The following is a 25,343-nucleotide window of genomic DNA, read 5'->3' on the forward strand; positions in this document are numbered from 1 at the left end:
CTACAGCCCGGCTAATCAGCGCCACGCTTAGCGTTGGTCGCTGGTCTTCACCAAACGGCGCGGGACCAACTTGACCCCCTCACCTTCCGGTGTTGCTTCTGCCAATCCTACGAAGCCTTCGTTGCCATAAACGCGAACGAATCCTTCGAGGGATTGACCGGTTATTCTAACCGGTTGTCCATTCAATATCGACACCAGCGACGGCCCCGACAACTTCACCTCGGGGAACATCGACAGCGCGGCATCCGGCGCTACCAGCAGGCCGTCCAGACTTTCGTCACGCTCGCGCATGGCCTCCATTTCCGGGACATCCCGAGCATCCGCCAGGGTAAATCCGGAAGCCATGGTGCGACGCAATGCCGACACATGGGCACCGCAGCCGAGAGCCTCACCGATGTCTTCAACGAGTGAGCGAATGTACGTACCCTTGGTGCAACTAACGGCGATATCGAGCTCGTCCTCACGCACATCCAGCAAGGTCAGCTCATAAATAGTAACCGGCCTGGAGGGACGCTCAATCTCAATGCCTTCACGGGCGTATTCGTATAGAGGACGCCCCTTGTGCTTGAGCGCGGAGTACATGGAGGGAACTTGCTGGATGTCGCCCCGGAAATCGTCAAACACCGATTCCAGGTACGTTGCTGACAGCTCTGAGGGTACTGGCTTTTCCTCAACCACGGCACCTTCGCTGTCTCCGGTTTCAGTCCGGATGCCCAGCTTGGCAGTGGCGATGTAGGCCTTGTCACTGTCCAGCATCATTTGGGAGAACTTGGTGGCTTCGCCAAAGCACAACGGCAACACGCCTGTGGCCAAGGGATCCAGTGCGCCGGTATGGCCAGCCTTAGCCGCACCATACAGACGTTTCACCTGCTGCAGGATGCCATTGGAGGTGACACCCAGCGGCTTATCAATCACCAGAATTCCGTTTACGTCACGACCTTTGCGTCTGCGGCTCAAACGTTTTGCTCCGGCTCTTCCTGACTGTCATCGTCATCACGGCTGACCGCTGGCTTATCGCCCACGGCCTCTTTGATGAGACTGTCCATTTTGCGGCTGTAACCCTGGAGGGTATCAAAGTGGAAGCGAAGCTGGGGTATTACCCGCAGCTTCATGGCGCGCCCGACCTGACTGCGCAAGAACCCGGAGGCCTTGGTCAGCACCGCAAGCGACTCCTTCACTTTGGGGGACTCCTGATCGAGCTCCTCCGTGGACAGCAAAGATACGTAAACGTCGGCGTACCCGAGATCACGGCTCACCTTGACGGCATTGACCGTGACCAGGCCGATCCGCGGGTCTTTGACCTCCCGCTGGATCAGCTGCGCCAGTTCACGCTGCATCTGATCGCCGATGCGATCAATACGACTGAACTCTCTAGGCATTAGGCCCCCGTGGATTCGAGCTTACGCTCAACCCGTACGCGGTCGAACACTTCGATCTGGTCACCGACCTTCACGTCGTAGCCCTTAACACCGATACCACATTCCATGCCGTTACGAACCTCAGGTACGTCGTCCTTGAAGCGGCGCAGGGATTCCAGCTCGCCTTCAAAGATAACAACGTTGTCCCGCAGGACGCGGATCGGCTTGTTCCGGTACACGTTGCCTTCGGTCACCATGCAACCGGCCACCTGGCCAAACTTCGGCGAACGGAACACGTCGCGCACATCGGCAATACCAACGATGTCTTCGCGGAATTCCGGTGCCAGCATGCCGGTCAGGGCTGCTTTCACGTCATCGATCAGGTTGTAGATGATGCTGTAGTAGCGCAGATCCAGGCCTTCCTGTTCAACCAGACGCTTGGACGCGGAGTCGGCACGAACGTTGAAGCCGAAGATGACCGCGTTGGTCGCCATGGCCAGGCTGATGTCGGTTTCGGCAATGCCGCCGACACCAGAGGACACGATCTTGACCTGAACTTCGTCGTTGCCCAGGTCCTGAAGCGCCTTCGTGATGGCTTCCAGGGAACCACGAACATCGGTCTTGAGCACAACGTTGAGGGTTTTAACCTCGTCCTTGCCCATATTCTCGAACAGGTTCTCAAGCTTGGCAGCCTGCTGACGCTGAAGACGCTGCTCACGCTCACGGGACTGACGGAATTCGGCCAGTTCTTTAGCCTTCTTCTCATCGGCCACGGCGAAGAACTCATCGCCGGCATCCGGTGTACCGTTCAGACCCAGGATCTCGACCGGAATCGACGGGCCGGCTTCTTTCGCCTGCTTACCCGCTTCGTCAGTCATGGCGCGGACCTTACCGAAGTAAGAGCCAGCCACAACCATGTCACCCTGACGCAGAGTACCGTTCTGAACCAGAACCGTTGCCACGGAACCACGTCCGCGCTCGAGGCTGGATTCAACCACTACACCCTTGGCAGGCGCATCGGTAGACGCTTCCAGTTCGAGGATCTCTGACTGCAGCAGGACTGCTTCCAGCAGCGCTTCAATGCCTTCACCGGTGTGGGCGGACACAGGAACGAACTGAACGTCGCCGCCCCAGTCTTCCGGAACCACTTCCAGGGCTGCCAGCTCGCTCTTGATCCGGTCCGGATCGGCGCCTTCCTTGTCCATCTTGTTGATGGCAACTACCAGAGGAACACCGGCGGAACGGGCGTGCTGAACTGCTTCCTTGGTCTGCGGCATAACGCCGTCGTCAGACGCAACCACCAGGATAACGATGTCGGTGCACTGGGCACCGCGAGCGCGCATCGCGGTAAACGCGGCGTGGCCCGGGGTATCCAGGAAGGACACCATGCCGTGATCGGTCTCAACGTGGTATGCACCAATGTGCTGGGTAATACCACCGGACTCGCCGGAAGCAACCTTGGTGCGACGGATGTAGTCCAGCAGTGATGTCTTACCGTGGTCAACGTGACCCATCACGCTCACCACAGGTGCACGTTTGGTCTTCTCGCCGCCCTCAACGGAAAATTCGCTCAGAACTTCTTCTTCGAAGGCGTCGTCGCTGACGGTCCTGGGCTTGTGGCCCAGCTCTTCAGTTACCAGCACTGCAGTTTCCTGATCCAGCGCTTGGTTGATGGTGGCCATTACGCCCATACCCATCAGTGTCTTGATCACATCAGCAGACTTAACTGCCATGCGCTGGGCAAGGTCACCCACGGAAATCGTTTCGGGAATCTCTACTTCTCTGACCATTGGTTTGGTCGGCCTCTCGAAGCCATGACGCTTCTCTTTGGGTTTCTTTTTCGCACGCAGCGGCTTACGCAGGGTGGTATCTTCTTCGTCCTCGGAAATCACCAGAGGCTCATCCACCGGGCGGCTGCGTGGACCACGATGGCCCGCCGATTTCTTCTTCGGCTTGCCTTCTTCAACTTCTTCGCCGCGCTCGCGAGCTTTCTTTTTCTTCGGCTTGCGGTCTTTTCCTTCACCTTCCGGCGGAGGAATCGGAATGTCTTCCGGCGCAGGAACCGGTGCCGGCTCCTCGACCTTCTTGGGCTTTTCCTCGGCAACCGGCTGCTCAGCCGCTTCCGTAGGCTCCGCCTTAGGTTCTGCAGGCGCTTCCGCCTCAACCTTCGGTGCTGCCTCGGCCGCTACCTTCGGAGCTTCCTCAACCGCTGGCGCTGCCTGCTTGGCCTCTTCCTCAACACCTTCAGCCTTCGCAACATCTGCATCCGGCTGAGTTTCCGCACGCTTGATGTAAGTGCGACGTTTGCGAACTTCCACGTTCACCGTCTTGGCTTTACCTGCCTTCAGCGTGGTCGTGGTTTTGCGCTTCAGGGTGATCTTGCGGGGTTCAGAATCCGCTTCACCGTGAGTTTTTCTCAAATAGGCCAGCAACTGCTGCTTCTCATCGCTGGACACAGAGTCGTTCTCGGAACGGGCTTTCAGGCCCGATTCAACGATCTGCTTCAGCAAACGATCCACGGGAGCGCCTACGTCTTCGGCCAGTTGTTTTACCGTTACTTCAGCCATACTGGTCCTCCTCCCGAATTAGGCCTGGTCTTCAAACCAGGGGGCACGTGCAGTCATGATAAGTTGACCGGCACGCTCTTCATCCATTCCTTCAATATCAAGCAGATCCACGACGGACTGCTCAGCAAGATCTTCCATAGTACGCACACCCATGCCGGCCAACTTAAAGGCCAGGCCACGGTCCATGCCGTCCATTCCCAGAAGATCTTCTGCCGGCTCCGAACCCTCGAGTGCTTCTTCGCTGGCCAACGCCTGGTTCAACAGGACGTCCTTGGCCCGGCGGCGAAGTTCGGTCACCGTGTCTTCATCAAGGCCTTCGATGGCCAACATTTCTTCCATCGGCACATAAGCCACTTCTTCAAGCGACGTGAAGCCTTCCTCAATCAGGAAGCCTGCAAACTCATCGTCGACATCGAGGTTTCCGGTGAAGTGATCCACCAGACGATTGTACTCCTGTTCCTGACGCTCACCGGCTTCTTCTTCGGTCATTACGTTCAGGGTCCAGCCGGTCAGCTCGGTAGCCAGGCGGACGTTCTGTCCGTTACGGCCGATGGCCTGGGCCAGGTTATCTTCGGCAACCGCAACATCCATGGTGTGACGGTCTTCATCCATCACGATAGAGGCAACTTCGGCCGGCGCCATGGCGTTGATGACCAGCTGGGCCGGGTTGTCGTCCCACAGCACGATATCGACGCGCTCACCACCCAACTCGTTGGATACCGCCTGCACACGCGAACCGCGCATACCGACACAGGCACCCACCGGATCGATCCGGCGATCGTTGGTCTTAACGGCAATCTTGGCGCGCGAACCGGGATCACGGGCAGCGCCACGAATCTCGATCAGCTCCTCGGCGATTTCGGGCACCTCAATGCGGAACAGCTCGATCAGCATCTGCGGAGCGGTCCGGCTCAGGATAAGCTGAGGGCCGCGGTGATCGGTGCGGATTTCCAGCAGCAGCGAACGAACACGATCACCCATCCGGAACGTTTCCCGGGGGATCAGGTTTTCGCGCGGCAGCAGTGCTTCGGCGTTTGCACCCAGATCAACGATAACGTTGTCACGGGTTACTTTCTTGACCGTACCGGACACCAGCTCACCGACGCGATCGCGGTAGCTATCAACAATCTTGGTGCGCTCGGCTTCACGTACTTTCTGGAAAATGATCTGCTTGGCCGCCTGGGCGCCAATGCGGCCAAAGGCCACCGATTCGATTTTCTCTTCGTGAATGTCGCCGGGCTGCAGTTCGCTGGAAATCTCTTCCGCTTCCTGGAACGTGAGCTCGGTGCCCAGTGCCGGAACGGCGTCGTTGTCGACGACCAGCCAACGGCGGAAGGTTTCGTATTCTCCGGTGCGACGATCGATAGCCACTCGGATATCGGCTTCCTCGTCTTCATACCGCTTCTTGGCGGCAGTGGCGAGTGCCAGCTCGATCGCCTCAAAAATCACATCCTTCTCGACTCCCTTCTCGTTCGAGACGGACTCAACCACCAGCAAGATCTCTTTACTCATTCGATTGCCCTGCCCTCAAATTAAACTGTGCGTCCACTGACGTGCGTTCAGATGTGTTCATTCAAATACCGGGACGATATGCGCCCGCTCGATGCTATCGAACGGCAGCAGATACTCGTGATCATCAACGATCACAACTACATCGTCGCCCTCTACGCCCTTGATCAGACCGTTGAACTTGCGCCGCCCCTCAAAGGCCATGCGCAAACGGATCTGGACCTGCTGGCCAGCAAAGGCTTCATAATGTTCCAGGCGAAACAGCGGCCGATCCATACCCGGGGAAGACACCTCCAGGGTATATTCGGACTGGATGGGGTCTTCCACATCCATCACGCCGCTGATCTGCCGACTGACCTTTTCGCAGTCTTCAATCGAGATGCCGTTCTCAACATCTTCGATAAACACCCGCAGCTTCGAATGGTGACCCTGGGACCGATATTCAATACCCCAGTATTCAAACCCCAGGCCTTCGACCACCGGCCGAAGAATGTCTTCCAGTTGCTTAAGCTTGGCTGACAAGTTATGCCGTCTCCGTTTTCAAATTTACCGGCCCCAAAAACAAAAAAAGGGCTGTTAATCAGCCCTTTTTACGCACCAGGGCCTGATGCGCCAGGCCCCTTAATCAAAAAGCCCCTAAAAATGGGGCTCTTTGTTGCAAGAACTCGCAGGAAGCAAACCGGTGAACCGCTTCCTGCTGACAGACACCTGGCCTGCCAGAAACCGGCATGCTCACGCGCGCCGGTCCCAATATCCGCCGGAGTATAGAGACGCCAGACGGACTGGTCAAGGACTGACCAAAAAAAACGGCCTGGAAAATCCAAGCCGTTTTTCTTCTATATGGTGCCCGGGGCCGGACTCGAACCGGCACGGCTTTCGCCACTACCCCCTCAAGATAGCGTGTCTACCAGTTCCACCACCCGGGCAACACTCTTACTCGAGCTCGGGGAGATCAGACTCCCCGCTCTCGGTTTCGCTGGACTGCGCTGCATCTGCCTCAGACGCCTGCTCCATCGGGGCTGAATGGCTGGATTCCTGAACCATCGGAATACCTGCCTCACCGGCCACTTCTGCACGCTGCTTGGCGAATACCGCCAGCGAAAAACTCGTCACAAAAAATACGATGGCAAGAATCGTGGTGAGGCGTGTCAGGAAGCTTCCGCTACCCTGACTACCAAACACCGTCTGCGAGGCACCGCCACCAAACGCTGCACCAGCGTCCGCACCCTTGCCCTGCTGGATCAGCACAAGACCCACCAGTGCCACGGCGATAACCACGTGCACTACGACTACCAGTGTTTCCATCCAATCCATATCGACTCTCGCGAACCTTTAACTATTGGTACTCGCCGGCATTGCCTGGCAAATACTCACAAAATCGTCTGCTTTCAGCGACGCCCCGCCGATCAAACCGCCGTCTATATCCGGCTCGGCAAAAAGAGCGGCTGCATTATCCGCTTTTACGCTGCCGCCGTAAAGCAATGAAATACTTTCGGCCGGTGCGCTCATCTCAGCCAGCACCTGTCGGATCGACGCGTGCATGGCTTGAGCATCTTCCGCGGTAGCGGTTTTCCCGGTACCAATCGCCCAGACCGGCTCGTAGGCCACTACAATGTGGCGCCACTGGTCTGCGGCCACGTTAGCCAGAGCTGCCTTAACCTGAGAAGCCACAACCGCTTCTGCACGGCCAGCTTCACGCTGCTCCAGGGTTTCGCCAACACATACAACGGCGACCAAACCACTCGCAACCAGGCTCTCAACCTTGGCGGCAACCTCATCATCGGTCTCGCCAAACAGCTGCCGACGCTCGGAGTGACCAACCAGTGCATAAGTACAGCCCTGATCTTTGGCCATGCCCGCGGCAATCTCGCCGGTGTAGGCGCCCGAAGACCACTGCCCTACGTTCTGAACGCCAACCATCAGGCGATCGCCTGACTGTGCCACAACGTCGCTGACATAAATTGCGGGAGGGATAATAACAACCTCCACACCATTATCAAGCGACTCAGCCTCGGACCGGACAGAGCCAACAAGCTGCTGCACCAGGTCTTTCGACCCGTTCATTTTCCAGTTTCCGGCTACAATCTTGCGGCGCATAACAGTTCCCAAACGTGAGGGAGGGCGAACTATACAGCAGTCCCTCCCGACAGACAACCGCCTGAAAATACGAAATTAAGCGGACGAATTCTCGACCACGACGGCCAGCTCATTGGCGATACGATCAATCGTCTCGGCATCCTGGCCCTCGGTCATTACCCGAATCAGCGGCTCGGTTCCGGAGGCCCGCAACAGCACACGACCAGCCTCGCCCAACTCGGCCTCCGCCTTACGCACGGCGCTCGCAATATCGTCGCGGCTATGGGGATCAAAGCGCTCGGCCACCCGGACATTCACCATGGTCTGCGGCAACTTGCTCATGGTGCGGCGCAGCTCGGCCAGAGGCTTGCCGGACTTGTAGACAGCCAGCAAGACCTGCAGCGCAGAGACAATGCCATCACCGGTGCTGGTGCAATCGCGAATCACCATGTGACCGGAGCCTTCACCGCCGAGCACCCAATTATTCGCGATCAGGCGTTCCATGACATAGCGGTCACCCACTTTGGCGCGCTCGAACTCAATGCCCTGCTCCCGCAGTGCAAGCTCGACACCCAGATTGGTCATCAGAGTCCCAACCACGCCACCCTTTAGCCGACCCTCGGCAAAGCGCTGACAGGCAATCACATACAACAACTCATCACCGTCGACCTCAGAACCGTCGCGATCCACCATCAACACCCGGTCACCATCACCATCGAAGGCAATACCCAGATCGGCACCGCGACTGACCACGGCCTGCTTCAGCGCACCCAACTCGGTGGAACCGACATCCAGATTGATGTTCAACCCGTCCGGCTCACCACCGATGACCGAGACGTCTGCACCGAGCTCACGGAAGACCTTGGGGGCAACGTGATAAGTAGCGCCATGGGCACAATCGAGGACAATTTTCATGCCGTCGAGACTGAATTCGTTCGGTACCGTGCTCTTGCAGAATTCGACATAACGGCCGGGCGCATCGTCTATCCGGGATGCTTTACCCAACTCCCCGGACGCACACACCTCCAGCGGCTGATCGAGCCAACGCTCAATCTCGGCTTCCAGGGCATCGTCGAGCTTGGTGCCGGCTGCCGAGAAGAACTTGATGCCATTATCATGGTGCGGGTTATGGGAGGCGCTGATCACAATACCGGCAGACGCACGAAAGGTACGAGTCAGGTAGGCAATGGCGGGCGTCGGCATGGGGCCCAGTAGCTTCACGTCTACACCGGCGGCGGCGAGCCCGGCTTCGAGCGCCGATTCGAACATGTAACCGGAGAGCCGGGTATCCTTACCGATCAGCACACTGTTGCGCTGACCATCGCGCTTGAACGCCTGACCTGCGGCCCAGCCCAGGCGCAGCATGAATTCGGGCGTGATCGGAGACTCGCCGACCCGGCCACGGATACCATCGGTACCAAAATATTTTCTGTCGGACATTAGCGCGCCTCCTTCATTGCCGTTACCACCTTAACGGCATCCACTGTTTCACGGACATCATGCACCCGGACGATGCTGACCCCTTTCATGGCGGCTATTGTCGCGGCCGCAAGGCTTGCGGGCAACCGTTCATTTACCTCGCGCCCGGTGATCGCCCCCAACATGGACTTGCGCGACATACCAACCAACAGCGGGTGGCCCAGCACATGCAACTGCTCCATGGCCGCCAGCAGCTGAAGATTGTGCTCCAGGGTTTTACCGAAACCGAAGCCGGGATCCAGGATAATATTCTCCGGCCGGATGCCAGCCAGCTCCGCCGCCCGCATGCGCTCGGTCAGAAAGGAACTGACTTCGCGGCAGACATTCCGGTATTCCGGGCGCGCCTGCATGGTTTCCGGCTCGCCCTGGATGTGCATGATGCAGGCGGGAATATCAGCCTTGGCGACCGCCTCGGGGGCGCCCTCGCGCTGCAATCCGCGAACGTCGTTGATGAGCCCGGCGCCCAGGCCGGCGGTCTCGGTCATCACTTCTGGAGCACTGGTATCGACCGAAACCACCACTTCGAGCTCTTTGGCAATGGCTTCAACCACCGGACACACCCGGTCCAGCTCTTCCTGAACGGACACCGGCGTTGCGCCAGGGCGCGTTGATTCGCCGCCCACATCAATAAACATGGCCCCGTCTGCGGCCATTTGCCGAGCCCGGGCAATGGCAACTTCGGGGCGATTGAACTGTCCGCCGTCAGAAAACGAATCAGGCGTGACATTAAGAACACCCATCACGTGGCACCGAGCCATATCCAGCCTGCGGCCAGCGAAGTTCATGTCCATAACAAATCCTGTCGAGGGTCTGCAAAAACAAACGCCGCCCGGAATCCGGGCGGCGCGTGGGTCTTACTTACGGTCGTGCGAGAGGCGTCAGTGCTCGCCGGCGGGCCGGCCAACATCAGGCTGGCGACCGTCGTCAGAGCCCTTGGACTCAGACGCCGGCTCCTCAGCCGTAACACCACCAGTCGGACCACTGTCACCCCAACCCTTGGGTGGGCGAGGCACTCGGCCCTCCATGATGTCGTCGATCTGGAAGCGGTCGATAGTCTCGTACTTCATCAACGCGTCGGCCATCAGGTCCAGCTTGTCGCGATTATCGATCAGCAACTGACGGGCCTTTTCGTAGCACTCATCGATGATGTTGCGAACCTCTTCGTCGATCCGCTGCGCAGTCTCCGGAGAGTACACAGTCTGCGCCTGACCGGCGGAACGGCCAAGGAACGGCTCTTCGCTGTCAGTATCGTACTGCAGCGGACCCAGCTTCTCAGACAGACCCCAGCGGGTAACCATGTTGCGAGCCAGGCTCGTCGCCCGCTCGATGTCGTTGGAGGCACCGGTGGTCACACCGTCGAAGCCAAGGGTCAGCTCTTCTGCAATTCGGCCACCGAACAGACTACAAATGGAGCTGGTCAGGAAGCGCTTGCTGTGGCTGTACTTGTCTTCCTCGGGCAGGAACATGGTGACACCCAACGCCCGGCCACGGGGGATGATACTGACCTTGTAGACAGGATCATGCTCTGGCACGAGGCGGCCAACAATGGCGTGACCTGATTCGTGGTAAGCCGTGTTCCGCTTTTCTTTCTCGCTCATGACCATGGACTTGCGCTCGGCGCCCATCATGATCTTGTCTTTGGCGAGTTCGAACTCTTCCATCGATACCAGGCGCTGGTTACGACGAGCCGCAAACAGCGCAGCCTCGTTCACCAGGTTGGCCAGATCGGCACCGGAGAATCCGGGTGTACCACGAGCAATCAGGGCCGGCTCAACGCCGTCCGCCAAAGGCACTTTCTTCATGTGCACTTTCAGGATCTGCTCACGGCCAATGATATCGGGCAAACCAACTACAACCTGGCGGTCAAAACGTCCGGGGCGCAGCAGCGCCGGGTCCAGGACATCCGGACGGTTGGTCGCGGCGATCACGATAACGCCTTCGTTGCCTTCGAAGCCGTCCATCTCAACCAGCAACTGGTTCAGGGTCTGCTCACGCTCGTCGTGACCACCACCCATGCCAGCGCCACGATGGCGACCGACGGCATCAATCTCGTCGATAAAGATGATGCACGGGCTCTGCTTCTTGGCCTGTTCGAACATGTCACGTACCCGGGAGGCACCAACACCCACGAACATTTCCACGAAATCGGAACCGGAAATGGAGAAGAACGGCACCTTCGCCTCACCCGCGATGGCTTTCGCCAACAGGGTTTTACCAGTACCCGGCTGGCCGACCATCAACACGCCTTTCGGAATGCTGCCGCCCAGACGCTGGAACTTGCTGGGATCCCGAAGGAAATCCACCAGCTCTTTCACGTCTTCTTTGGCTTCGTCGACACCGGCTACGTCGGCAAACGTGGTCTTGATCTGATCTTCACTCATCAGACGCGCCTTGCTCTTGCCGAACGACATGGGGCCTTTGCCGCCACCGCCGCCCTGCATCTGACGCATGAAGAACACGAACAACGCGATGATAATCAGAATCGGGAAAGCCGCCACCAGCAACTGTGTCCACAGGCTCTGACGCTCTGGCTCCTTACCGATAACCTCGACGTTGTTGGCCAGCAGATCGTCCATCAGCTTGTTGTCGGAGACCTGGGGCCGGATTGTCTGGAACTGGGAGCCGTCACCACGGGTACCCTGAATTTCCAGACCATCGATCGTCACTTTGTTGACCTGGCCCTGCTGGACCATCTCAACAAACTGCGAATAATTGACTTGTTGCCCGCTGGTGGTGGGAGAGAAGTTCTGAAACACCATCAGCAGTACTGCGGCTATGATTAGCCAGAGAACCAGATTTTTTGCCATATCGTTCAAGGATCATCACCTGTGAATTGAAGGACTACCCCGTAGGCACCGCCCTTTTCTGACACCTTACACCAATTGTACGCCCGTCCACCAGAAACGGCCCATCCGTAACGGCCACAGACCAGCGCGCCGGAATCCAGTGTTTGTGCCGCCTGGACCCTATAACATTTGGCCATAACCACATAGTGGGCGCAGAATCTGAAATTACAACGGGCCGCCCTTCAATCAACCAGCCAGCCCGGCAAAATCCGGCAATTTCAATGCTTCGCCGCCGATTCGAGACTAAACCCGCGCACCGTAAGTGTTAACAGCCATTTTTACCCAATAGCGATCTGTTACAATCCGCCCATTGTACGAATTTGCCAGCGTCATCACGCTGACGTTTTGTTAATTGCACCGATAAAGAGATTACATCATGAGCCTTTCACCGGAACAGCGCCGGGAATACCGGGCCATTGCCCACAATTTGAAGCCAGTCATCATTGTTGGTGACAAAGGCCTGTCCGAAGGTCTTCAGGAGGAACTCGAGCGCGCACTCAACGACCACGAGCTGATCAAGATCAAGATCGCCAATCCCGATCGTGAAGCTCGCCAGGAAGCCGTTAACGCCCTGTGCGAGTCAGCTGGCGCGCAACTGGTTCAGTCCATCGGCAAGATTGCGGTTATCCTACGCCGGGCCAAGAAGCCGAACCCGAAGCTGTCCAACCTGCAGCGCTACAAGAACTGATTGCAGGCGCGATACAGGCATGAAAAAAGCCGGCTGAGTCACCCCAAGCCGGCTTTTTTGTGGACCTGCGCCTGATCAGACGTATTCCACTTCTTCGATTTCGTATTCCACGGTGCCTGAGGGCACACGGATCGCCACGACATCACCTTCGCTTTTGCCCACCAGGGCGCGGGCAATCGGGGATGAAATGGAAATCTTGCCGCCTTTGATGTCGGCCTCGTCCTCGCCCACGATCTTGTAGACCACCTGCTCTTCGCTATCCATGTTCAGCAGATGCACAGTGGTGCCGAAGATCACCTTACCGGTGTTGTCCATAGTGGTGACATCAATCACCTGGGCCGCGGACAGCTTGCCTTCGATTTCCTGAATGCGGCCTTCGATGAAGCTCTGCTGCTCGCGAGCGGCATGGTATTCCGCATTTTCTTTCAGATCGCCGTGTTCACGGGCGTCAGAGATTGCCGCGATCACCCGCGGGCGATCTTCCGACTTCAGCTTCTGAAGCTCCTCACGGAGGCGGGACTCGCCCGCCGTAGTCATTGGTACTCTGTCAGCCATAGTCTTACTTTCCTGCGTGAAGATCCTGGAGGCGACGTACAGTGCGCTCCGGGCCGAACTTAATGGCCCGACAGAACGCTTCGCCGCCTGCCAGTGTGGTTGTGTAAGTCACTTTGGTCTGCAACGCCGACTGGCGGATCTGCGCCGAGTCCGAAATTGCCTTGCGACCTTCAGTGGTATTGATAATCAACTGAACCTGACCATTCTTGATGGCATCCACAATGTGTGGACGACCTTCGCGGACCTTGTTCACCCGATCGACCTCGATGCCGGCGTCTTTCAGGGCCTTGGCCGTTCCAGTGGTGGCAATCAGCTTGAAACCGGCGTCAGACAGATCGCGCGCAACTTTAACCGCCTCCGCCTTATCGACATCCCGAACCGACATGAAAGCCGTACCCTGCACGGGGAGACGCTCACCGACCGCCAACGCGGCCTTGGCAAAGGCTTCGTCAAAGCTATCACCCAAGCCCATGACTTCACCGGTGGATTTCATTTCCGGCCCCAGGATGGGATCAACAGCCGGGAACTTGTTGAACGGGAACACAGACTCTTTCACCGCATAATAGGTCGGGATAATCTCCTTGGTGAAGCCCTGGTCAGCCAGCGACACACCGGCCATGGCACGCGCAGCCACCTTGGCCAGAGACACACCGATGGCCTTGGAGACAAACGGTACCGTCCGGGAAGCGCGCGGGTTCACCTCAATCACGTAGACTTCGCCGTCCTGCCAGGCCAGTTGCACGTTCATCAGTCCGACCACGTCCAGTTCGATCGCCATCTTCTTCACCGCGTCGCGCATTTCGTCCTGCACGGCTTGAGACAGGGTATACGGCGGCAGTGAACAAGCGGAGTCACCGGAGTGTACGCCGGCCTGCTCAATGTGCTGCATGATGCCGCCGATGACCACATCCTTGCCGTCGCAGATGGCGTCGATGTCGACCTCAATGGCGGCGTTCAGGAAGTGGTCCAGCAGCACCGGGCTGTCGTTGGACACCAGCACGGCGTTGCGCATGTAGCGCACCAGTTCCTCTTCGTCGTAGACGATTTCCATGGCACGACCACCCAGCACGTAGGACGGACGCACCACCAGCGGGTAGCCGATTTCACGGGCCGCCAGAATGCCTTCTTCGTGACTGCGCACGGTGGCGTTTTCCGGCTGCTTCAGACCCAGACGGGTGATCATCTGCTGGAACCGCTCACGGTCTTCGGCGCGGTCAATGGCGTCCGGGCTGGTGCCGATGATCGGCACACCCGCGGCTTCCAGACCACGGGCCAGCTTCAGAGGCGTCTGGCCACCGTACTGCACGATTACACCTTTGGGCTTCTCGACGTTAATGATTTCCAGCACGTCTTCCAGGGTGATCGGCTCAAAGTACAACCGGTCGGAGGTGTCGTAATCGGTGGACACGGTCTCCGGGTTGCAGTTGATCATGATGGTTTCGTAGCCGTCTTCACGCATAGCCAAGGCCGCGTGAACACAGCAGTAGTCGAATTCGATGCCCTGGCCAATCCGGTTCGGGCCACCACCGATCACCACGATCTTGTCGCGATCACTGGCGTCCGCCTCGCACTCTTCCTCGTAGGTGGAGTACATGTAGGCGGTGTCGGAGGCAAACTCGGCGGCACAGGTATCCACCCGCTTGTAGACCGGACGGATGTTCAGATCGTGGCGCAGCTTGCGCAGACTGACTTCAGAGATGCCTAGCAGCTTGGCCAGACGGGCATCGGAGAAGCCCTTGCGCTTGAGGCGGAACAGCGTCGCCTGATCAATATCGGCCTTGCCGGCCGACTTCAGCGTCTGCTCTTCCCGAACCAGATCTTCGATCTGCACCAGGTACCAGGGATCAACCTTGGTGTGCTGGAACACGTCATCCACAGTGTAACCGGCCCGGAAGGCATCGCCGATGTACCAGACACGCTCGGCACCGGGCACGTTGAGTTCACGGATCAGGGTTTCCTTGGAGTTTTCGGTGCTCAGATCCTCCAGCATCTCATCGAAACCTTCAGAGCCTACCTCCAGGCCGCGCAGGGCTTTCTGCAGGGATTCCTGGAAGGTGCGACCAATGGCCATCACCTCACCCACCGATTTCATCTGGGTGGTCAGGCGGGCATCGGCCTGGGGGAATTTCTCGAAGGTAAACCGGGGGATCTTGGTGACCACGTAATCGATGCTGGGCTCGAATGAAGCCGGCGTGACGCCACCGGTAATTTCGTTGCGCAGCTCATCAAGGGTGTAACCCACAGCCAGCTTGGCGGCGACCTTGGCAATCGGGAAGCCGGTGGCCTTGGACGCCAGCGCCGAGGAGCGCGACACCCGCGGGTTCATCTCGATCACCACCATGCGGCCGGTGTCCGGGTTGATGCCGAACTGAACGTTAGAGCCACCGGTTTCAACACCGATCTCACGCAGAACCGCCAGCGAGGCGTTCCGCATGATCTGATATTCCTTGTCGGTCAAAGTCTGGGCCGGCGCCACGGTGATGGAGTCACCGGTGTGCACGCCCATGGCATCGAAGTTCTCGATGGCACAGACGATAATGCAGTTGTCCGCCTTGTCGCGGACCACTTCCATCTCGTATTCCTTCCAACCGATCAGCGATTCGTCGATCAGCAGCTCGTTGGTCGGAGACAGGTCCAGGCCACGGGTACAGATTTCTTCAAACTCGTCCCGGTTGTAGGCAATACCGCCACCGGAACCACCCATGGTAAACGACGGGCGGATGATGCAGGGGAAGCCGATATCATCAGCGACCTTCCAGGCCTCGTCCATGGTGTGGGCGATGGTGGCACGGGGGCACTCCAGGCCTATTTTCTTCATCGCCTTGTCAAACCGGTCCCGGTCCTCGGCCTTGTCGATGGTGTCGGCGTTGGCACCGATCATCTCAACACCGTGCTCTTCCAGCACGCCGTGCTTTTCCAGGTCCAGGGCGCAGTTCAGGGCAGTCTGGCCACCCATGGTCGGCAGCAGCGCGTCCGGCTTTTCTTTCTCAATGATCTTGGCGACGGTTTTCCAGGTGATCGGCTCGATGTAGGTGGCGTCGGCCATGACCGGGTCGGTCATGATGGTCGCCGGGTTGGAGTTCACCAGAATTACCCGGTAGCCCTCTTCCCGCAGGGCCTTGCAGGCCTGCGCACCAGAGTAGTCGAACTCGCACGCCTGCCCGATCACAATGGGACCCGCGCCCAGGATCAGGATGCTTTGGATGTCAGTACGTTTTGGCATGTCTCGGTAAACCTGTCAGCAACTTTTAGAATTCTTGCAGCACTAATGGCGGCGCGTGTTGTCCCGGGCCCGAGGCCCGGGAACCTGCCCTCAGGCAGTCCGGGCTTCCATCAGCCGGATAAACTCGTCAAACAGCGGCGCCACGTCGTGGGGACCGGGACTGGCTTCCGGGTGACCCTGAAAACTGAACGCCGCTTTGTCGGTACGCCGAATTCCCTGCAAGGTGCCGTCAAACAGGGATTTGTGGGTTGCCGTCAGAGTAGCCGGCAAGGAACTCTCGTCCACCGCAAAGCCGTGGTTCTGGCTGGTGATCATTACAGTTCCGTCTTCGGTGTTCTGCACCGGATGGTTGGCACCGTGGTGGCCGTGGCCCATCTTCATGGACTTGGCGCCACTGGCCAGGGCCAGCAACTGGTGACCGAGGCAGATACCGAACACCGGAATCTCAGTTTCCAGCACTTCCTTAATGGCCTTGATGGCGTAGTCGCAGGGCTCGGGGTCGCCGGGGCCGTTGGACAGGAAGACGCCATCGGGGTTCATCGCCAGCACGTCTGCGGCCGGCGTTTGAGCCGGAACCACCGTGATATCGCAACCGCGGGAAGCGAGCATGCGCAGGATGTTGAACTTGACACCGTAATCGTAGGCCACAACTTTGAACCGGGCTTCGCCGCGCTCGCCGTAGCCGTTATCCAGCGTCCATTCGCTCTGCGTCCAGTTCCAGATTTTCTCTGAGGTGACTTCCTTGGCCAGGTCCATACCCTTCAGCCCCGGGAACGCCTTGGCCAGTTCCAGCGCACGTTCGGCGGTGGCACCGGCACCGGCAAGCACAGCGCCATTCTGGGAACCTTTGTCCCGGAGAATGCGGGTCAGGCGTCGGGTATCGATGTCGGCAATGCCGACAATGTTGTTGGCTCGGAGGTACTCATCCAGGCTGCCGGTGCTGCGCCAGTTACTGGCCATCAACGGCAGATCGCGAATGATCAGGCCGGCAGCCTGAACCCGGTCGGATTCCACATCCTCTTCATTCACACCGGTGTTGCCGATGTGTGGATAGGTCAGGGTTACGATCTGGCGAGAATAGGACGGATCAGTCAGGATTTCCTGGTAGCCGGTCATGGCGGTGTTGAACACTACCTCACCGCTGGTTTCTCCATCAGCGCCAATGGCAGTGCCATAGAACAGGCTTCCGTCTGCGAGTGCTAGGATTGCGGGTGTGCTCAAGGCTTGTATCCTCATCGAGTGGCGTATCGGTTCGTCACGAACAGGAACGCAAGCGCAAATTCAGGTCGCAAAAAAGCGAGAGGGAGTCAAAACTCCGTCCCGCTTTTTGTTGTCCGGGAACGACTTAGGCGCTCCGGGCATTTTTAAAACCACGCTTGGTGCAGTTAAACCGCCTTATTGTAAAAAAAGTGCGGCTTTCTGTCCATGTATAATCACCGGCCAGCTCAAATGCCAGGGCCTGCATTCACGCTTACTTCAGTGACAGCACGTCCTGCATGTCGTACAGGCCGGCCGGCTTGTCCGCCAACCACAATGCCGCACGCATGGCGCCCTTGGCAAACGTCATCCGGCTGCTGGCCTTGTGCGTCACCTCAATGCGCTCACCCTCGGTGGCGAACAGCACGGTGTGATCACCCACCACATCGCCGGCGCGGATGGTCTCAAAGCCAATTTCCTTACGCGTACGCTCACCGGTAAAGCCTTCACGGCCGTACACGGCGCACTCCTTCAGATCGCGCCCGAGTGCATCGGCAACCACTTCACCCATGCGCAGCGCGGTACCGGAGGGGGCATCCTTCTTATGGCGGTGATGGGCCTCGATGATTTCGACATCGTAGTCGTCACCCAGGGTTGCCGCCGCAGTCTGAAGCAGGTTCAGCACCACGTTAACACCAACACTCATGTTGGGCGCAAACACCACAGGCGCCGACTCAGCGGCCAGCGCCAGCTGCTGCTTTTCAGCCTCTGACAATCCGGTGGTACCGACCACCAGCATCTTGCCGTTAGTCTTGCAGAACTCGGCGTTGGCCAGGGTCAGATCCGGGAAGGTGAAATCGATGAGCACATCGAAATCCGCTGTCACGTCTTCCAGGGTACCGGCCAACCGGATTCCGGTCTTGCCAATACCCGAAAGCTCGCCGGCATCGGCGCCCACCAGACTGCTGCCTGGCTCGACCACGGCCGCACCCAGCTCCAGTCCCTCGGTACCGTCAACGGCTTCGATCAACACCTTACCCATGCGCCCGGCGGCGCCGATGATTGCTACCCTCATGATCACACTTCCCTTTAATCCGCCGTCAGAATTTCATCTCGTCGAAGAAGCTTTTAACACCTTCGAACCAGGAGGTCTTCTTCGGAGCATGCTGATTGCCGTCGCCGCCGTCCAGCGTTTGCTGGAACTCGTCGAGCAGATCCTTCTGACGCTTGGTCAAATTGACCGGCGTTTCGACCATCACCCGGCACAACAGATCACCGGACGGACCACCGCGCACCGGGCTCACACCCTTGTTGCGCAAACGGAACAGCTTGCCGGTCTGGGTTTCTGCCGGGATCTTCAGCTTGACCCGACCATCCAGGGTCGGCACTTCCAACTCACCACCGAGCGCGGCATCAACGATGCTGATGGGAACCTCGCAGTAAAGGTTGCGACCGTCACGGGTAAAGATCGAATGCTCGCGCACCGCAATCTGCACGTACAGGTCGCCCGGAGGACCACCGTCCATACCCATTTCGCCCTCACCAGACAAACGGATACGATCACCGGTATCAACACCCGGCGGCACTTTCACAGACAGCGTCTTTTCTTCCTGAACCCGGCCTTGTCCATGACAGGATTTGCACGGATTCTTGATGATCTGGCCAGAACCCCGGCACGTCGGGCACGCCTGCTGCACGGTGAAGAAACCCTGCTGCATACGCACCTGGCCCATACCCTTACAGGTACCACAGGCTTCCGGCGTTGAGCCTCTTTCCGCACCACTGCCGTCGCAGGTATCGCACTCGCGGTGACCCGGGATCTTGATCTCTACGGTCTTGCCGCGAACAGCCTCTTCCAGGTCCAGCTCCAGCGTGTAACGCAGATCTGCACCACGGGAGGTCCGGCCACGACCACCGCCGCCACCGAAGATGTCACCAAACACATCCCCGAAGATGTCGGAGAAGCTGGAACCACCGCCACCGCCGCCGAAGCCGCCACCGGCCTGGCCATCAACGCCGGCGTGACCGAACTGGTCGTAGGCGGCGCGTTTCGAGTCGTCGGCCAGAATCTCGTAAGCTTCGCTGGCCTCTTTGAACTTGTTCTCGGCGTCGGTGTCGTCCGGGTTACGGTCGGGGTGATACTTCATCGCGAGCTTGCGATAGGCTCGCTTGACTTCCTTCTCGTCCGCATCCCGGGAAATACCGAGAATGTCGTAATAATCGCGCTTGGCCATGCTTTAAAACCCTGTTTTTTAAACGCGGAAAACGCGGGGGACTCCCCCGCGTTTTCCAACTGCCTGATGTACGTCAGATTTACCGCTTGCCGTCGTCTTTGACTTCTTCAAACTCGGCATCAACGGCGTCGTCAGACTGCTGGCCTTGGGCTTCTTCCTGCCCTTCGGCCTGCTCTGCCTGATCCGCGTACATCTTCTGAGCCAGCTCAGAAGAGACTTCGGTCAGCTTCTGGGTCTTGGCTTCGATGTCGTCCTTGTCGGACCCGGTCAGGGCTTCTTCCAGCTCTTTGATGGACGCTTCGATAGACTCTTTCTCGCTGTCGCTGACCTTGTCGCCTGCCTCAGTCAGAGTCTTACGAACCGCGTGCACCATGGCGTCGCCCTGGTTACGGGTCTGTACCAGTTCTTCGAACTTGCGATCTTCCTCGGCATTGGCCTCGGCGTCCTGCACCATCTTGTCGATCTCATCGTCGTTCAGACCGGAAGAGGCCTTGATCACGATGGACTGCTCTTTGCCAGTCGCCTTGTCTTTCGCCGACACGTTCAGGATACCGTTGGCATCGATGTCGAAGGTAACTTCGATCTGCGGCACACCGCGCGCTGCCGGCGGGATGTCGGCCAGATCGAAACGGCCCAGCGACTTGTTCTGCGTCGCTTGCTTACGCTCACCCTGAACCACGTGGATGGTAACCGCTGTCTGGTTGTCATCCGCAGTGGAGAACGTCTGCGACTTCTTGGTCGGGATCGTGGTGTTCTTGTCGATCAGCGGAGTAGCTACGCCACCCATGGTTTCGATACCCAGGGTCAGCGGAGTCACGTCCAGCAGCAGCACGTCTTTCACGTCGCCAGACAGAACGGCGGCCTGGATGGCAGCACCCATGGCAACGGCTTCGTCCGGGTTAACGTCTTTACGAGCTTCTTTGCCGAAGAACTCTTTAACTTTTTCCTGAACCAGCGGCATACGGGTCTGACCACCGACCAGGATAACCTCGTCGATTTCACCAGCCTTCATGCCCGCATCCTGCAGAGCAACTTTACACGGCTCCAGGCTGCGCTGAACCAGGTCTTCTACCAGCGACTCAAGCTTGGCGCGAGTCAGTTTGACGTTCATGTGCTTCGGACCGCTGGCATCAGCAGTCACGTACGGCAGATTCACGTCGGTCTGCTGGCTGCTGGACAGCTCGATCTTGGCCTTCTCACCAGCTTCCTTCAGACGCTGCATGGCCAGGGAGTCGCCACGCAGGTCGATGCCGCTGTCTTTCTTGAACTGGTCGGCGAGGTATTCGATGATTTTCATATCGAAGTCTTCACCACCCAGGAAGGTGTCACCGTTGGTGGCCAGTACTTCGAACTGGTGCTCGCCATCAACGTCAGCGATTTCAATGATGGACAGGTCGAAGGTACCGCCGCCCAGGTCATAAACCGCTACAGTGCGATCGCCGCTCTTCTTGTCCAGGCCATAGGCCAGGGCTGCTGCAGTCGGCTCGTTGATGATCCGCTTCACTTCCAGACCAGCAATCTTACCGGCATCTTTGGTGGCCTGACGCTGGCTGTCGTTGAAGTAAGCCGGCACGGTGATAACCGCCTCGGTTACTTTCTCGCCCAGGTAATCTTCTGCAGTCTTCTTCATCTTCTTCAGAACTTCTGCAGAAACCTGCGGCGGGGCCATCTTCTCGCCCTTCACCTCAACCCAGGCGTCGCCGTTGTCGGCCTTGGCAATCTTGTACGGCACCATCTTGATGTCTTTCTGAACCACGTCGTCTTCAAAACGACGACCGATCAGACGCTTGATGGCGTACAGGGTGTTGTGCGGGTTGGTCACTGCCTGACGCTTGGCAGACTGACCTACCAGGGTTTCGCCATCGTCGGTGTAAGCGATGATCGAAGGTGTAGTGCGATCACCCTCGGCATTTTCAATGACCTTTACCTTGTCACCATCCATGATGGCCACGCAGGAGTTTGTGGTTCCCAGATCGATACCAATAATCTTGCTCATTGAATCACTCCAATTCTTCTGAATGCTTTCCCGGGGAAATCACCCCGGCTTTGACCATTTACTGGCTATATTGGCGCTTTAATCAGCTTTTCAAGCCTGCTCATCAATTTTTGGTGCGTCTTCTGCCTTAGCAACGACCACCATGGCCGGACGGACAACGCGGCCATTCAACAGGTAGCCCTTCTGCACCACGGCTACGATACTGTTCGGCTCTGCGTCCGGTGACGGCACCATGGACATGGCCTCGTGCTGCTGTGGATCGAACGGCTCACCTACCGGGTTAAGCTGCTCGACGTTGAACTTGCCAAGGCTGTTCATGAACAGGTTAAGGGTCATCTCAACGCCCTCGCGAATGGACGCCACCAGCTCACCGGCATCCTCACTACCTTCGGTACTCTCAACGGCCTTCTCAAGGCTATCAGCAACAGGCAGCAGCTCTTTCACGAACTTCTCAAGGGCGAACTTGTGAGCCTTTTCAACGTCGATTTCGGCACGACGGCGCACGTTCTGCATCTCGGCCTGGGAGCGCAACACCTGCTCTTGCGCTTCCTTAACCTGGGCTCTCAATGCGTCCACTTCAGACTCTTCACCTTCCACAACCTCGCTTTCGGCCTGTGCTTCCTCGGCCGCAGCTTCAGTTGCTTCCTTCAGCTCGTCTTCAACCTGTTCGTTGCGGTTCTCGTCGTTGCTCATGAGCTCTCCTGCTAGCTATCCGGTGGCCGATCACGGGACGGCCAATTGAACATGGCTTCCGACCGCAGCGAGCCGGAAAAATATAGATGCGATCCGATATGGGGCCCCGCTCGCAGGTTTCAACCACCCCACCCTTCAATCCGGAAGATTTTCAGGGCTACACAGTTTGCAAACAGCAAAAACCCTGTATATATTTACAGTCACTGTATATACCAACAGTAGTCGGCAGGCACCCAACATCGGGCAGGGCCATGCCAGCATTTCGAAGGACGCGGAGGTTACCTGCATGCTCACACAGCTGACAGTTTCCAATTACGCCATTGCCGAACGGGTCGAGCTCCAGTTCAGCAAAGGCATGACAGCACTGACCGGTGAAACCGGCGCCGGCAAATCCATCGTCCTGGATGCCCTGGGGCTGGCAATGGGCGGCCGGGCAGACGCCGGCGCCGTACGCCATGGCGCCAAGCGTGCAGACATCACCGCCACCTTTGACGTAGCCAACATCCCGGAAGCCGCCGACTGGCTGACCTCCCACGAGCTCGATGACGACAACGACTGCATCCTGCGCCGCGTGATCAGCAAAGACGGTCGCTCGCGGGCCTACATCAATGGCCAGCCCTGCCCGCTTGCACACCTGAAAGACCTGGGCGGCGTGTTGATGGATATCCACAGTCAGCATCAGCACCAGTCACTGCTGCGCAAAGAAACCCACCGCAAACTGCTGGACGAATTTGCCGGCGTGGAGCCGCTGGCCGCCGACACCCACGCCGCCTTCAAGGCCTGGAACCAGACCCGCCAGCGCCTGACCGAGCGTCAGCAAAACGCGGACGAAACCGAAGCCAAGCTGCAGCTGTTGCGTTATCAGGTTGAAGAATTAGACCGACTGGCGCTGGAAGATGGCGAGCAGGAGAAACTTGAAGAAGAGCAAGCGCAGCTGAGTCAGGCCGACGCCGTGCTGCACAGCAGCCATCAGGCGGCACTACTGTGCACCGAAGAGGAAACCAGCGCAGCCGGACTGGTACGCCAGGCCCTGCAGCAGCTAGAGCAACTACCGGTGGAAGTGCCTGCACTGGCCGACACCCTGCAAATGCTTAGCGAGGCCCAGATTCAGATCAGCGAAGCCGGCGACAACCTGCGCCGCTTCGTTGACGATTACGAGGCCGACCCGGCCCGACTTGCGGAAGTTGAAGAACGCCTCAGTGCCATTTACCAGATGGCCCGCAAGCACCGGATCGGCCCGGACGAACTGCCTGAACTACACCAGCGACTGAGTGCGGAACTGGCCGAACTGGACGGCGGCGCAGGCAGCCTTGAGCAACTGGAAGCGGAACTGGACAGCCAGCGCGCCACCTTTGATGAACTGGCCACCAAACTGACCGACGCTCGCGAACGCGCCGCCGTGGAACTGGACCAGAGCATTGCCGGAGAACTGGCTCAACTGAGCATGCCCAACATGCAGTTCGTCACTCACCTGAGTCGCAATAAAGGTGATGAACCCGCGCCTCACGGTCAGCAGGATATTGAGTTCCTGGTCAGCGCCAACCCCGGCCAACCAGCACGCTCGCTGGCCAAGGTGGCATCCGGTGGCGAACTGTCACGCATCAGCCTGGCCATTCAGGTGGTGGTCGCGCAGACCTCCACCACACCAACTCTGGTGTTTGACGAAGTGGACGTGGGCATTGGCGGCGGCACCGCCGAAGTGGTTGGCCGACTACTGCGCGCACTGGGCGACAATGGCCAGGTCCTGTGCGTGACTCACTTGCCGCAAGTGGCGGCGCAATGTCACCAGCACCTGTTTGTCAGCAAGTTCACTGAACGGGACGCAACCTTCTCGAAAATCGAGACGCTGGATGATCAAGGCAGAATTGATGAAGTGGCGAGAATGCTGGGCGGGGTTGATATGACCGAGCACACCATTGCGCATGCCCGGGAGATGTTTTCCAAGGGACAGGCAACCCACCACTAGGCCACCAGACACACTATCCCCCTCTCGATCCTGAGAGCTGTTTGGGGCGGGCTAAAACCCGCCCCCTTTTTTTGCATATGAGGTTTTGCTTACGACTTAATCGGCTTTACGTACAGGATCAGGCTGTGATCGACGATCTCGAAGCCATGCTCCTTCGCAATTTTCTGCTGACGCTCTTCGATAATCTCGTCAACAAACTCGATGACTTCACCGGTTTGGGTGCAGACCATGTGATCGTGATGGTCGTCGCCGGCCATCTCGAACACCGCATGACCACCTTCGAAGTTGTGGCGCAAAACCAGGCCCGCCGCTTCGAACTGGGTCAGTACCCGGTAGACTGTCGCCAGGCCCACATCATCGCCCTGCTCAAGCAGTTTCTTGTAAACGTCCTCGGCACTAAGGTGATGCTCTTCAGAAGTTTCCAGAATATTGAAGATTTTCACTCTCGGCAGAGTAACTTTCAGACCGACTTTGCGTAATTCGGTGTTTTCAGATGACATGTTACGATTCACTCTTTGGTGTGTCTCTCGGCTTCCGGTATGATGAAGCCGCCTTGAAACGGTTACCCCGTGCCACACCCGCCTCAGGCGGGCGATTTTAAGATAGAGGATTTCCCCCCGCGATGCAAAAGCTCACAGCTCTGATTCTCACTCTCATTATGGCCGGTTGTGCCTTTCCTGGCGTGTATAAAATCAACGTCCAGCAAGGCAACATTGTGACCGATGAGGAGCTGACGGCATTGACCGCGGGCATGCCTCGCAGCCAGGTGCATGCCGTGATGGGAACTCCCTTGATGCTGAATCCGATTGATTCATCACGGGAATATTACGTGTATACCTTCCAGCGTCGCGGCGGTGACATTCAGGAACAACGCATCATTGTGTACTACAACGACGACCAGTTTTCCCACTACGAAGCCCAGCTGCTGGAAGAAACACCCGCCTACTGAGCCACAA

21 protein-coding genes and 1 tRNA gene are annotated in these 25,343 nt (G+C 58.1%); 3 read left to right on the top strand and 19 right to left on the bottom strand.

Translation table 11 applies throughout. From position 1 onward, the window contains the following. Positions 1–27: 27 nt before the first annotated feature. The 11 genes from truB to ftsH all read right to left on the bottom strand — a co-directional run bounded on the left by truB (position 28) and on the right by ftsH (position 11,796). Positions 28–957 (bottom strand): tRNA pseudouridine(55) synthase TruB, encoded by a 930-nt coding sequence (truB, locus tag QUE89_RS14700; RefSeq protein ID WP_286220803.1) that lies wholly within the window; start codon positions 955–957, stop codon positions 28–30. Continuing rightward, positions 954–1,379: a 30S ribosome-binding factor RbfA gene (rbfA, locus tag QUE89_RS14705; protein ID WP_286220804.1), complete on the bottom strand. Its 426-nt coding sequence runs from the start codon at positions 1,377–1,379 to the stop codon at positions 954–956. Before rbfA ends, truB begins: the two co-directional genes overlap by 4 nt. Next, positions 1,379–3,925, bottom strand: coding sequence for a translation initiation factor IF-2 (infB, locus tag QUE89_RS14710; protein WP_286220805.1), 2,547 nt, complete (start codon positions 3,923–3,925; stop codon positions 1,379–1,381). The genes rbfA and infB overlap by 1 nt, the downstream gene beginning before the upstream one ends. Before the next feature lie 18 nt (positions 3,926–3,943). Next, positions 3,944–5,437: a transcription termination factor NusA gene (gene nusA, locus QUE89_RS14715; RefSeq protein WP_041339114.1), complete on the bottom strand. Its 1,494-nt coding sequence runs from the start codon at positions 5,435–5,437 to the stop codon at positions 3,944–3,946. 57 nt (positions 5,438–5,494) lie between these two features. Next, on the bottom strand, positions 5,495–5,956 hold the full coding sequence (gene rimP, locus QUE89_RS14720) for a ribosome maturation factor RimP (RefSeq protein WP_041339111.1): 462 nt from the start codon (positions 5,954–5,956) through the stop codon (positions 5,495–5,497). A 319-nt stretch (positions 5,957–6,275) separates the two neighbouring features. Continuing rightward, positions 6,276–6,360, bottom strand: a tRNA-Leu gene (locus QUE89_RS14725). A 7-nt stretch (positions 6,361–6,367) separates the two neighbouring features. After that, positions 6,368–6,748, bottom strand: coding sequence for a preprotein translocase subunit SecG (gene secG / locus QUE89_RS14730; RefSeq protein WP_041339108.1), 381 nt, complete (start codon positions 6,746–6,748; stop codon positions 6,368–6,370). Positions 6,749–6,766: 18 nt separating this feature from the next. After that, entirely contained in the window at positions 6,767–7,531 is a 765-nt protein-coding gene (gene tpiA, locus QUE89_RS14735; protein ID WP_286220806.1) for a triose-phosphate isomerase, read from the bottom strand. Between the two features lie 75 nt (positions 7,532–7,606). Next, complete coding sequence (gene glmM, locus QUE89_RS14740; RefSeq protein ID WP_286220807.1) at positions 7,607–8,950, bottom strand: phosphoglucosamine mutase; 1,344 nt, start codon at positions 8,948–8,950, stop codon at positions 7,607–7,609. Continuing rightward, the gene (folP, locus tag QUE89_RS14745; protein ID WP_286220808.1) at positions 8,950–9,780 is read right to left on the bottom strand and encodes a dihydropteroate synthase; all 831 of its coding nucleotides are present in this window, start codon (positions 9,778–9,780) and stop codon (positions 8,950–8,952) included. Before folP ends, glmM begins: the two co-directional genes overlap by 1 nt. Positions 9,781–9,867: 87 nt before the next feature. Then, positions 9,868–11,796, bottom strand: coding sequence for an ATP-dependent zinc metalloprotease FtsH (ftsH, locus tag QUE89_RS14750; protein ID WP_286222910.1), 1,929 nt, complete (start codon positions 11,794–11,796; stop codon positions 9,868–9,870). Positions 11,797–12,211: 415 nt separating this feature from the next. Between ftsH and yhbY the strand changes: the two genes are divergently transcribed. After that, positions 12,212–12,523, top strand: a complete 312-nt coding sequence (gene yhbY / locus QUE89_RS14755; RefSeq protein WP_138438757.1) for a ribosome assembly RNA-binding protein YhbY — start codon at positions 12,212–12,214, stop codon at positions 12,521–12,523. Between the two features lie 75 nt (positions 12,524–12,598). On the opposite strand, the gene greA is transcribed toward yhbY, so the two are convergent. The 7 genes from greA to grpE form a co-directional block, all read right to left on the bottom strand. Next, positions 12,599–13,060, bottom strand: a complete 462-nt coding sequence (gene greA / locus QUE89_RS14760) for a transcription elongation factor GreA (RefSeq protein ID WP_286222911.1) — start codon at positions 13,058–13,060, stop codon at positions 12,599–12,601. A 22-nt stretch (positions 13,061–13,082) separates the two neighbouring features. Next, positions 13,083–16,301, bottom strand: a complete 3,219-nt coding sequence (gene carB / locus QUE89_RS14765) for a carbamoyl-phosphate synthase large subunit (RefSeq protein WP_286220809.1) — start codon at positions 16,299–16,301, stop codon at positions 13,083–13,085. A gap of 90 nt (positions 16,302–16,391) precedes the next feature. Further along, positions 16,392–17,522: a glutamine-hydrolyzing carbamoyl-phosphate synthase small subunit gene (carA, locus tag QUE89_RS14770; protein ID WP_286220810.1), complete on the bottom strand. Its 1,131-nt coding sequence runs from the start codon at positions 17,520–17,522 to the stop codon at positions 16,392–16,394. A 250-nt stretch (positions 17,523–17,772) separates the two neighbouring features. Further along, positions 17,773–18,573 (bottom strand): 4-hydroxy-tetrahydrodipicolinate reductase, encoded by an 801-nt coding sequence (gene dapB / locus QUE89_RS14775; protein WP_286220811.1) that lies wholly within the window; start codon positions 18,571–18,573, stop codon positions 17,773–17,775. Positions 18,574–18,598: 25 nt separating this feature from the next. Continuing rightward, positions 18,599–19,732, bottom strand: a complete 1,134-nt coding sequence (gene dnaJ, locus QUE89_RS14780) for a molecular chaperone DnaJ (protein ID WP_286220812.1) — start codon at positions 19,730–19,732, stop codon at positions 18,599–18,601. Between the two features lie 79 nt (positions 19,733–19,811). Then, complete coding sequence (gene dnaK, locus QUE89_RS14785; protein WP_286220813.1) at positions 19,812–21,728, bottom strand: molecular chaperone DnaK; 1,917 nt, start codon at positions 21,726–21,728, stop codon at positions 19,812–19,814. Positions 21,729–21,818: 90 nt separating this feature from the next. Further along, positions 21,819–22,421, bottom strand: coding sequence for a nucleotide exchange factor GrpE (gene grpE, locus QUE89_RS14790; RefSeq protein WP_286220814.1), 603 nt, complete (start codon positions 22,419–22,421; stop codon positions 21,819–21,821). A 286-nt stretch (positions 22,422–22,707) separates the two neighbouring features. On the opposite strand from grpE, the gene recN reads away from it, so the two are divergent. Further along, on the top strand, positions 22,708–24,387 hold the full coding sequence (gene recN, locus QUE89_RS14795; RefSeq protein WP_286220815.1) for a DNA repair protein RecN: 1,680 nt from the start codon (positions 22,708–22,710) through the stop codon (positions 24,385–24,387). 89 nt (positions 24,388–24,476) lie between these two features. Here recN and fur read toward each other — a convergent pair whose 3' ends face one another. Next, the gene (gene fur, locus QUE89_RS14800; RefSeq protein WP_286220816.1) at positions 24,477–24,887 is read right to left on the bottom strand and encodes a ferric iron uptake transcriptional regulator; all 411 of its coding nucleotides are present in this window, start codon (positions 24,885–24,887) and stop codon (positions 24,477–24,479) included. A 122-nt stretch (positions 24,888–25,009) separates the two neighbouring features. Between fur and QUE89_RS14805 the strand changes: the two genes are divergently transcribed. After that, positions 25,010–25,336 (top strand): outer membrane protein assembly factor BamE, encoded by a 327-nt coding sequence (locus tag QUE89_RS14805; protein ID WP_041339091.1) that lies wholly within the window; start codon positions 25,010–25,012, stop codon positions 25,334–25,336. Positions 25,337–25,343 lie beyond the last annotated feature (7 nt).

It is taken from the genome of Marinobacter sp. LA51 (assembly GCF_030297175.1).
Classification (GTDB): domain Bacteria; phylum Pseudomonadota; class Gammaproteobacteria; order Pseudomonadales; family Oleiphilaceae; genus Marinobacter; species Marinobacter apostichopi.

Excerpts from the sequence above, each read along its gene's own strand:
- nusA (WP_041339114.1), bottom strand. The coding sequence starts at position 5,437 with ATGAGTAAAGAGATCTTGCTGGTGGTTGAGTCCGTCTCGAACGAGAAG.
- glmM (WP_286220807.1), bottom strand. The coding sequence starts at position 8,950 with ATGTCCGACAGAAAATATTTTGGTACCGATGGTATCCGTGGCCGGGTC.
- tpiA (WP_286220806.1), bottom strand. The coding sequence starts at position 7,531 with ATGCGCCGCAAGATTGTAGCCGGAAACTGGAAAATGAACGGGTCGAAA.
- rbfA (WP_286220804.1), bottom strand. The coding sequence starts at position 1,379 with ATGCCTAGAGAGTTCAGTCGTATTGATCGCATCGGCGATCAGATGCAG.
- dnaJ (WP_286220812.1), bottom strand. The coding sequence starts at position 19,732 with ATGGCCAAGCGCGATTATTACGACATTCTCGGTATTTCCCGGGATGCG.
- dnaK (WP_286220813.1), bottom strand. The coding sequence starts at position 21,728 with ATGAGCAAGATTATTGGTATCGATCTGGGAACCACAAACTCCTGCGTG.
- fur (WP_286220816.1), bottom strand. The coding sequence starts at position 24,887 with ATGTCATCTGAAAACACCGAATTACGCAAAGTCGGTCTGAAAGTTACT.
- grpE (WP_286220814.1), bottom strand. The coding sequence starts at position 22,421 with ATGAGCAACGACGAGAACCGCAACGAACAGGTTGAAGACGAGCTGAAG.
- QUE89_RS14805 (WP_041339091.1), top strand. The coding sequence starts at position 25,010 with ATGCAAAAGCTCACAGCTCTGATTCTCACTCTCATTATGGCCGGTTGT.
- yhbY (WP_138438757.1), top strand. The coding sequence starts at position 12,212 with ATGAGCCTTTCACCGGAACAGCGCCGGGAATACCGGGCCATTGCCCAC.
- ftsH (WP_286222910.1), bottom strand. The coding sequence starts at position 11,796 with ATGGCAAAAAATCTGGTTCTCTGGCTAATCATAGCCGCAGTACTGCTG.
- carB (WP_286220809.1), bottom strand. The coding sequence starts at position 16,301 with ATGCCAAAACGTACTGACATCCAAAGCATCCTGATCCTGGGCGCGGGT.
- folP (WP_286220808.1), bottom strand. The coding sequence starts at position 9,780 with ATGGACATGAACTTCGCTGGCCGCAGGCTGGATATGGCTCGGTGCCAC.
- dapB (WP_286220811.1), bottom strand. The coding sequence starts at position 18,573 with ATGAGGGTAGCAATCATCGGCGCCGCCGGGCGCATGGGTAAGGTGTTG.
- secG (WP_041339108.1), bottom strand. The coding sequence starts at position 6,748 with ATGGATTGGATGGAAACACTGGTAGTCGTAGTGCACGTGGTTATCGCC.
- recN (WP_286220815.1), top strand. The coding sequence starts at position 22,708 with ATGCTCACACAGCTGACAGTTTCCAATTACGCCATTGCCGAACGGGTC.
- infB (WP_286220805.1), bottom strand. The coding sequence starts at position 3,925 with ATGGCTGAAGTAACGGTAAAACAACTGGCCGAAGACGTAGGCGCTCCC.
- greA (WP_286222911.1), bottom strand. The coding sequence starts at position 13,060 with ATGACTACGGCGGGCGAGTCCCGCCTCCGTGAGGAGCTTCAGAAGCTG.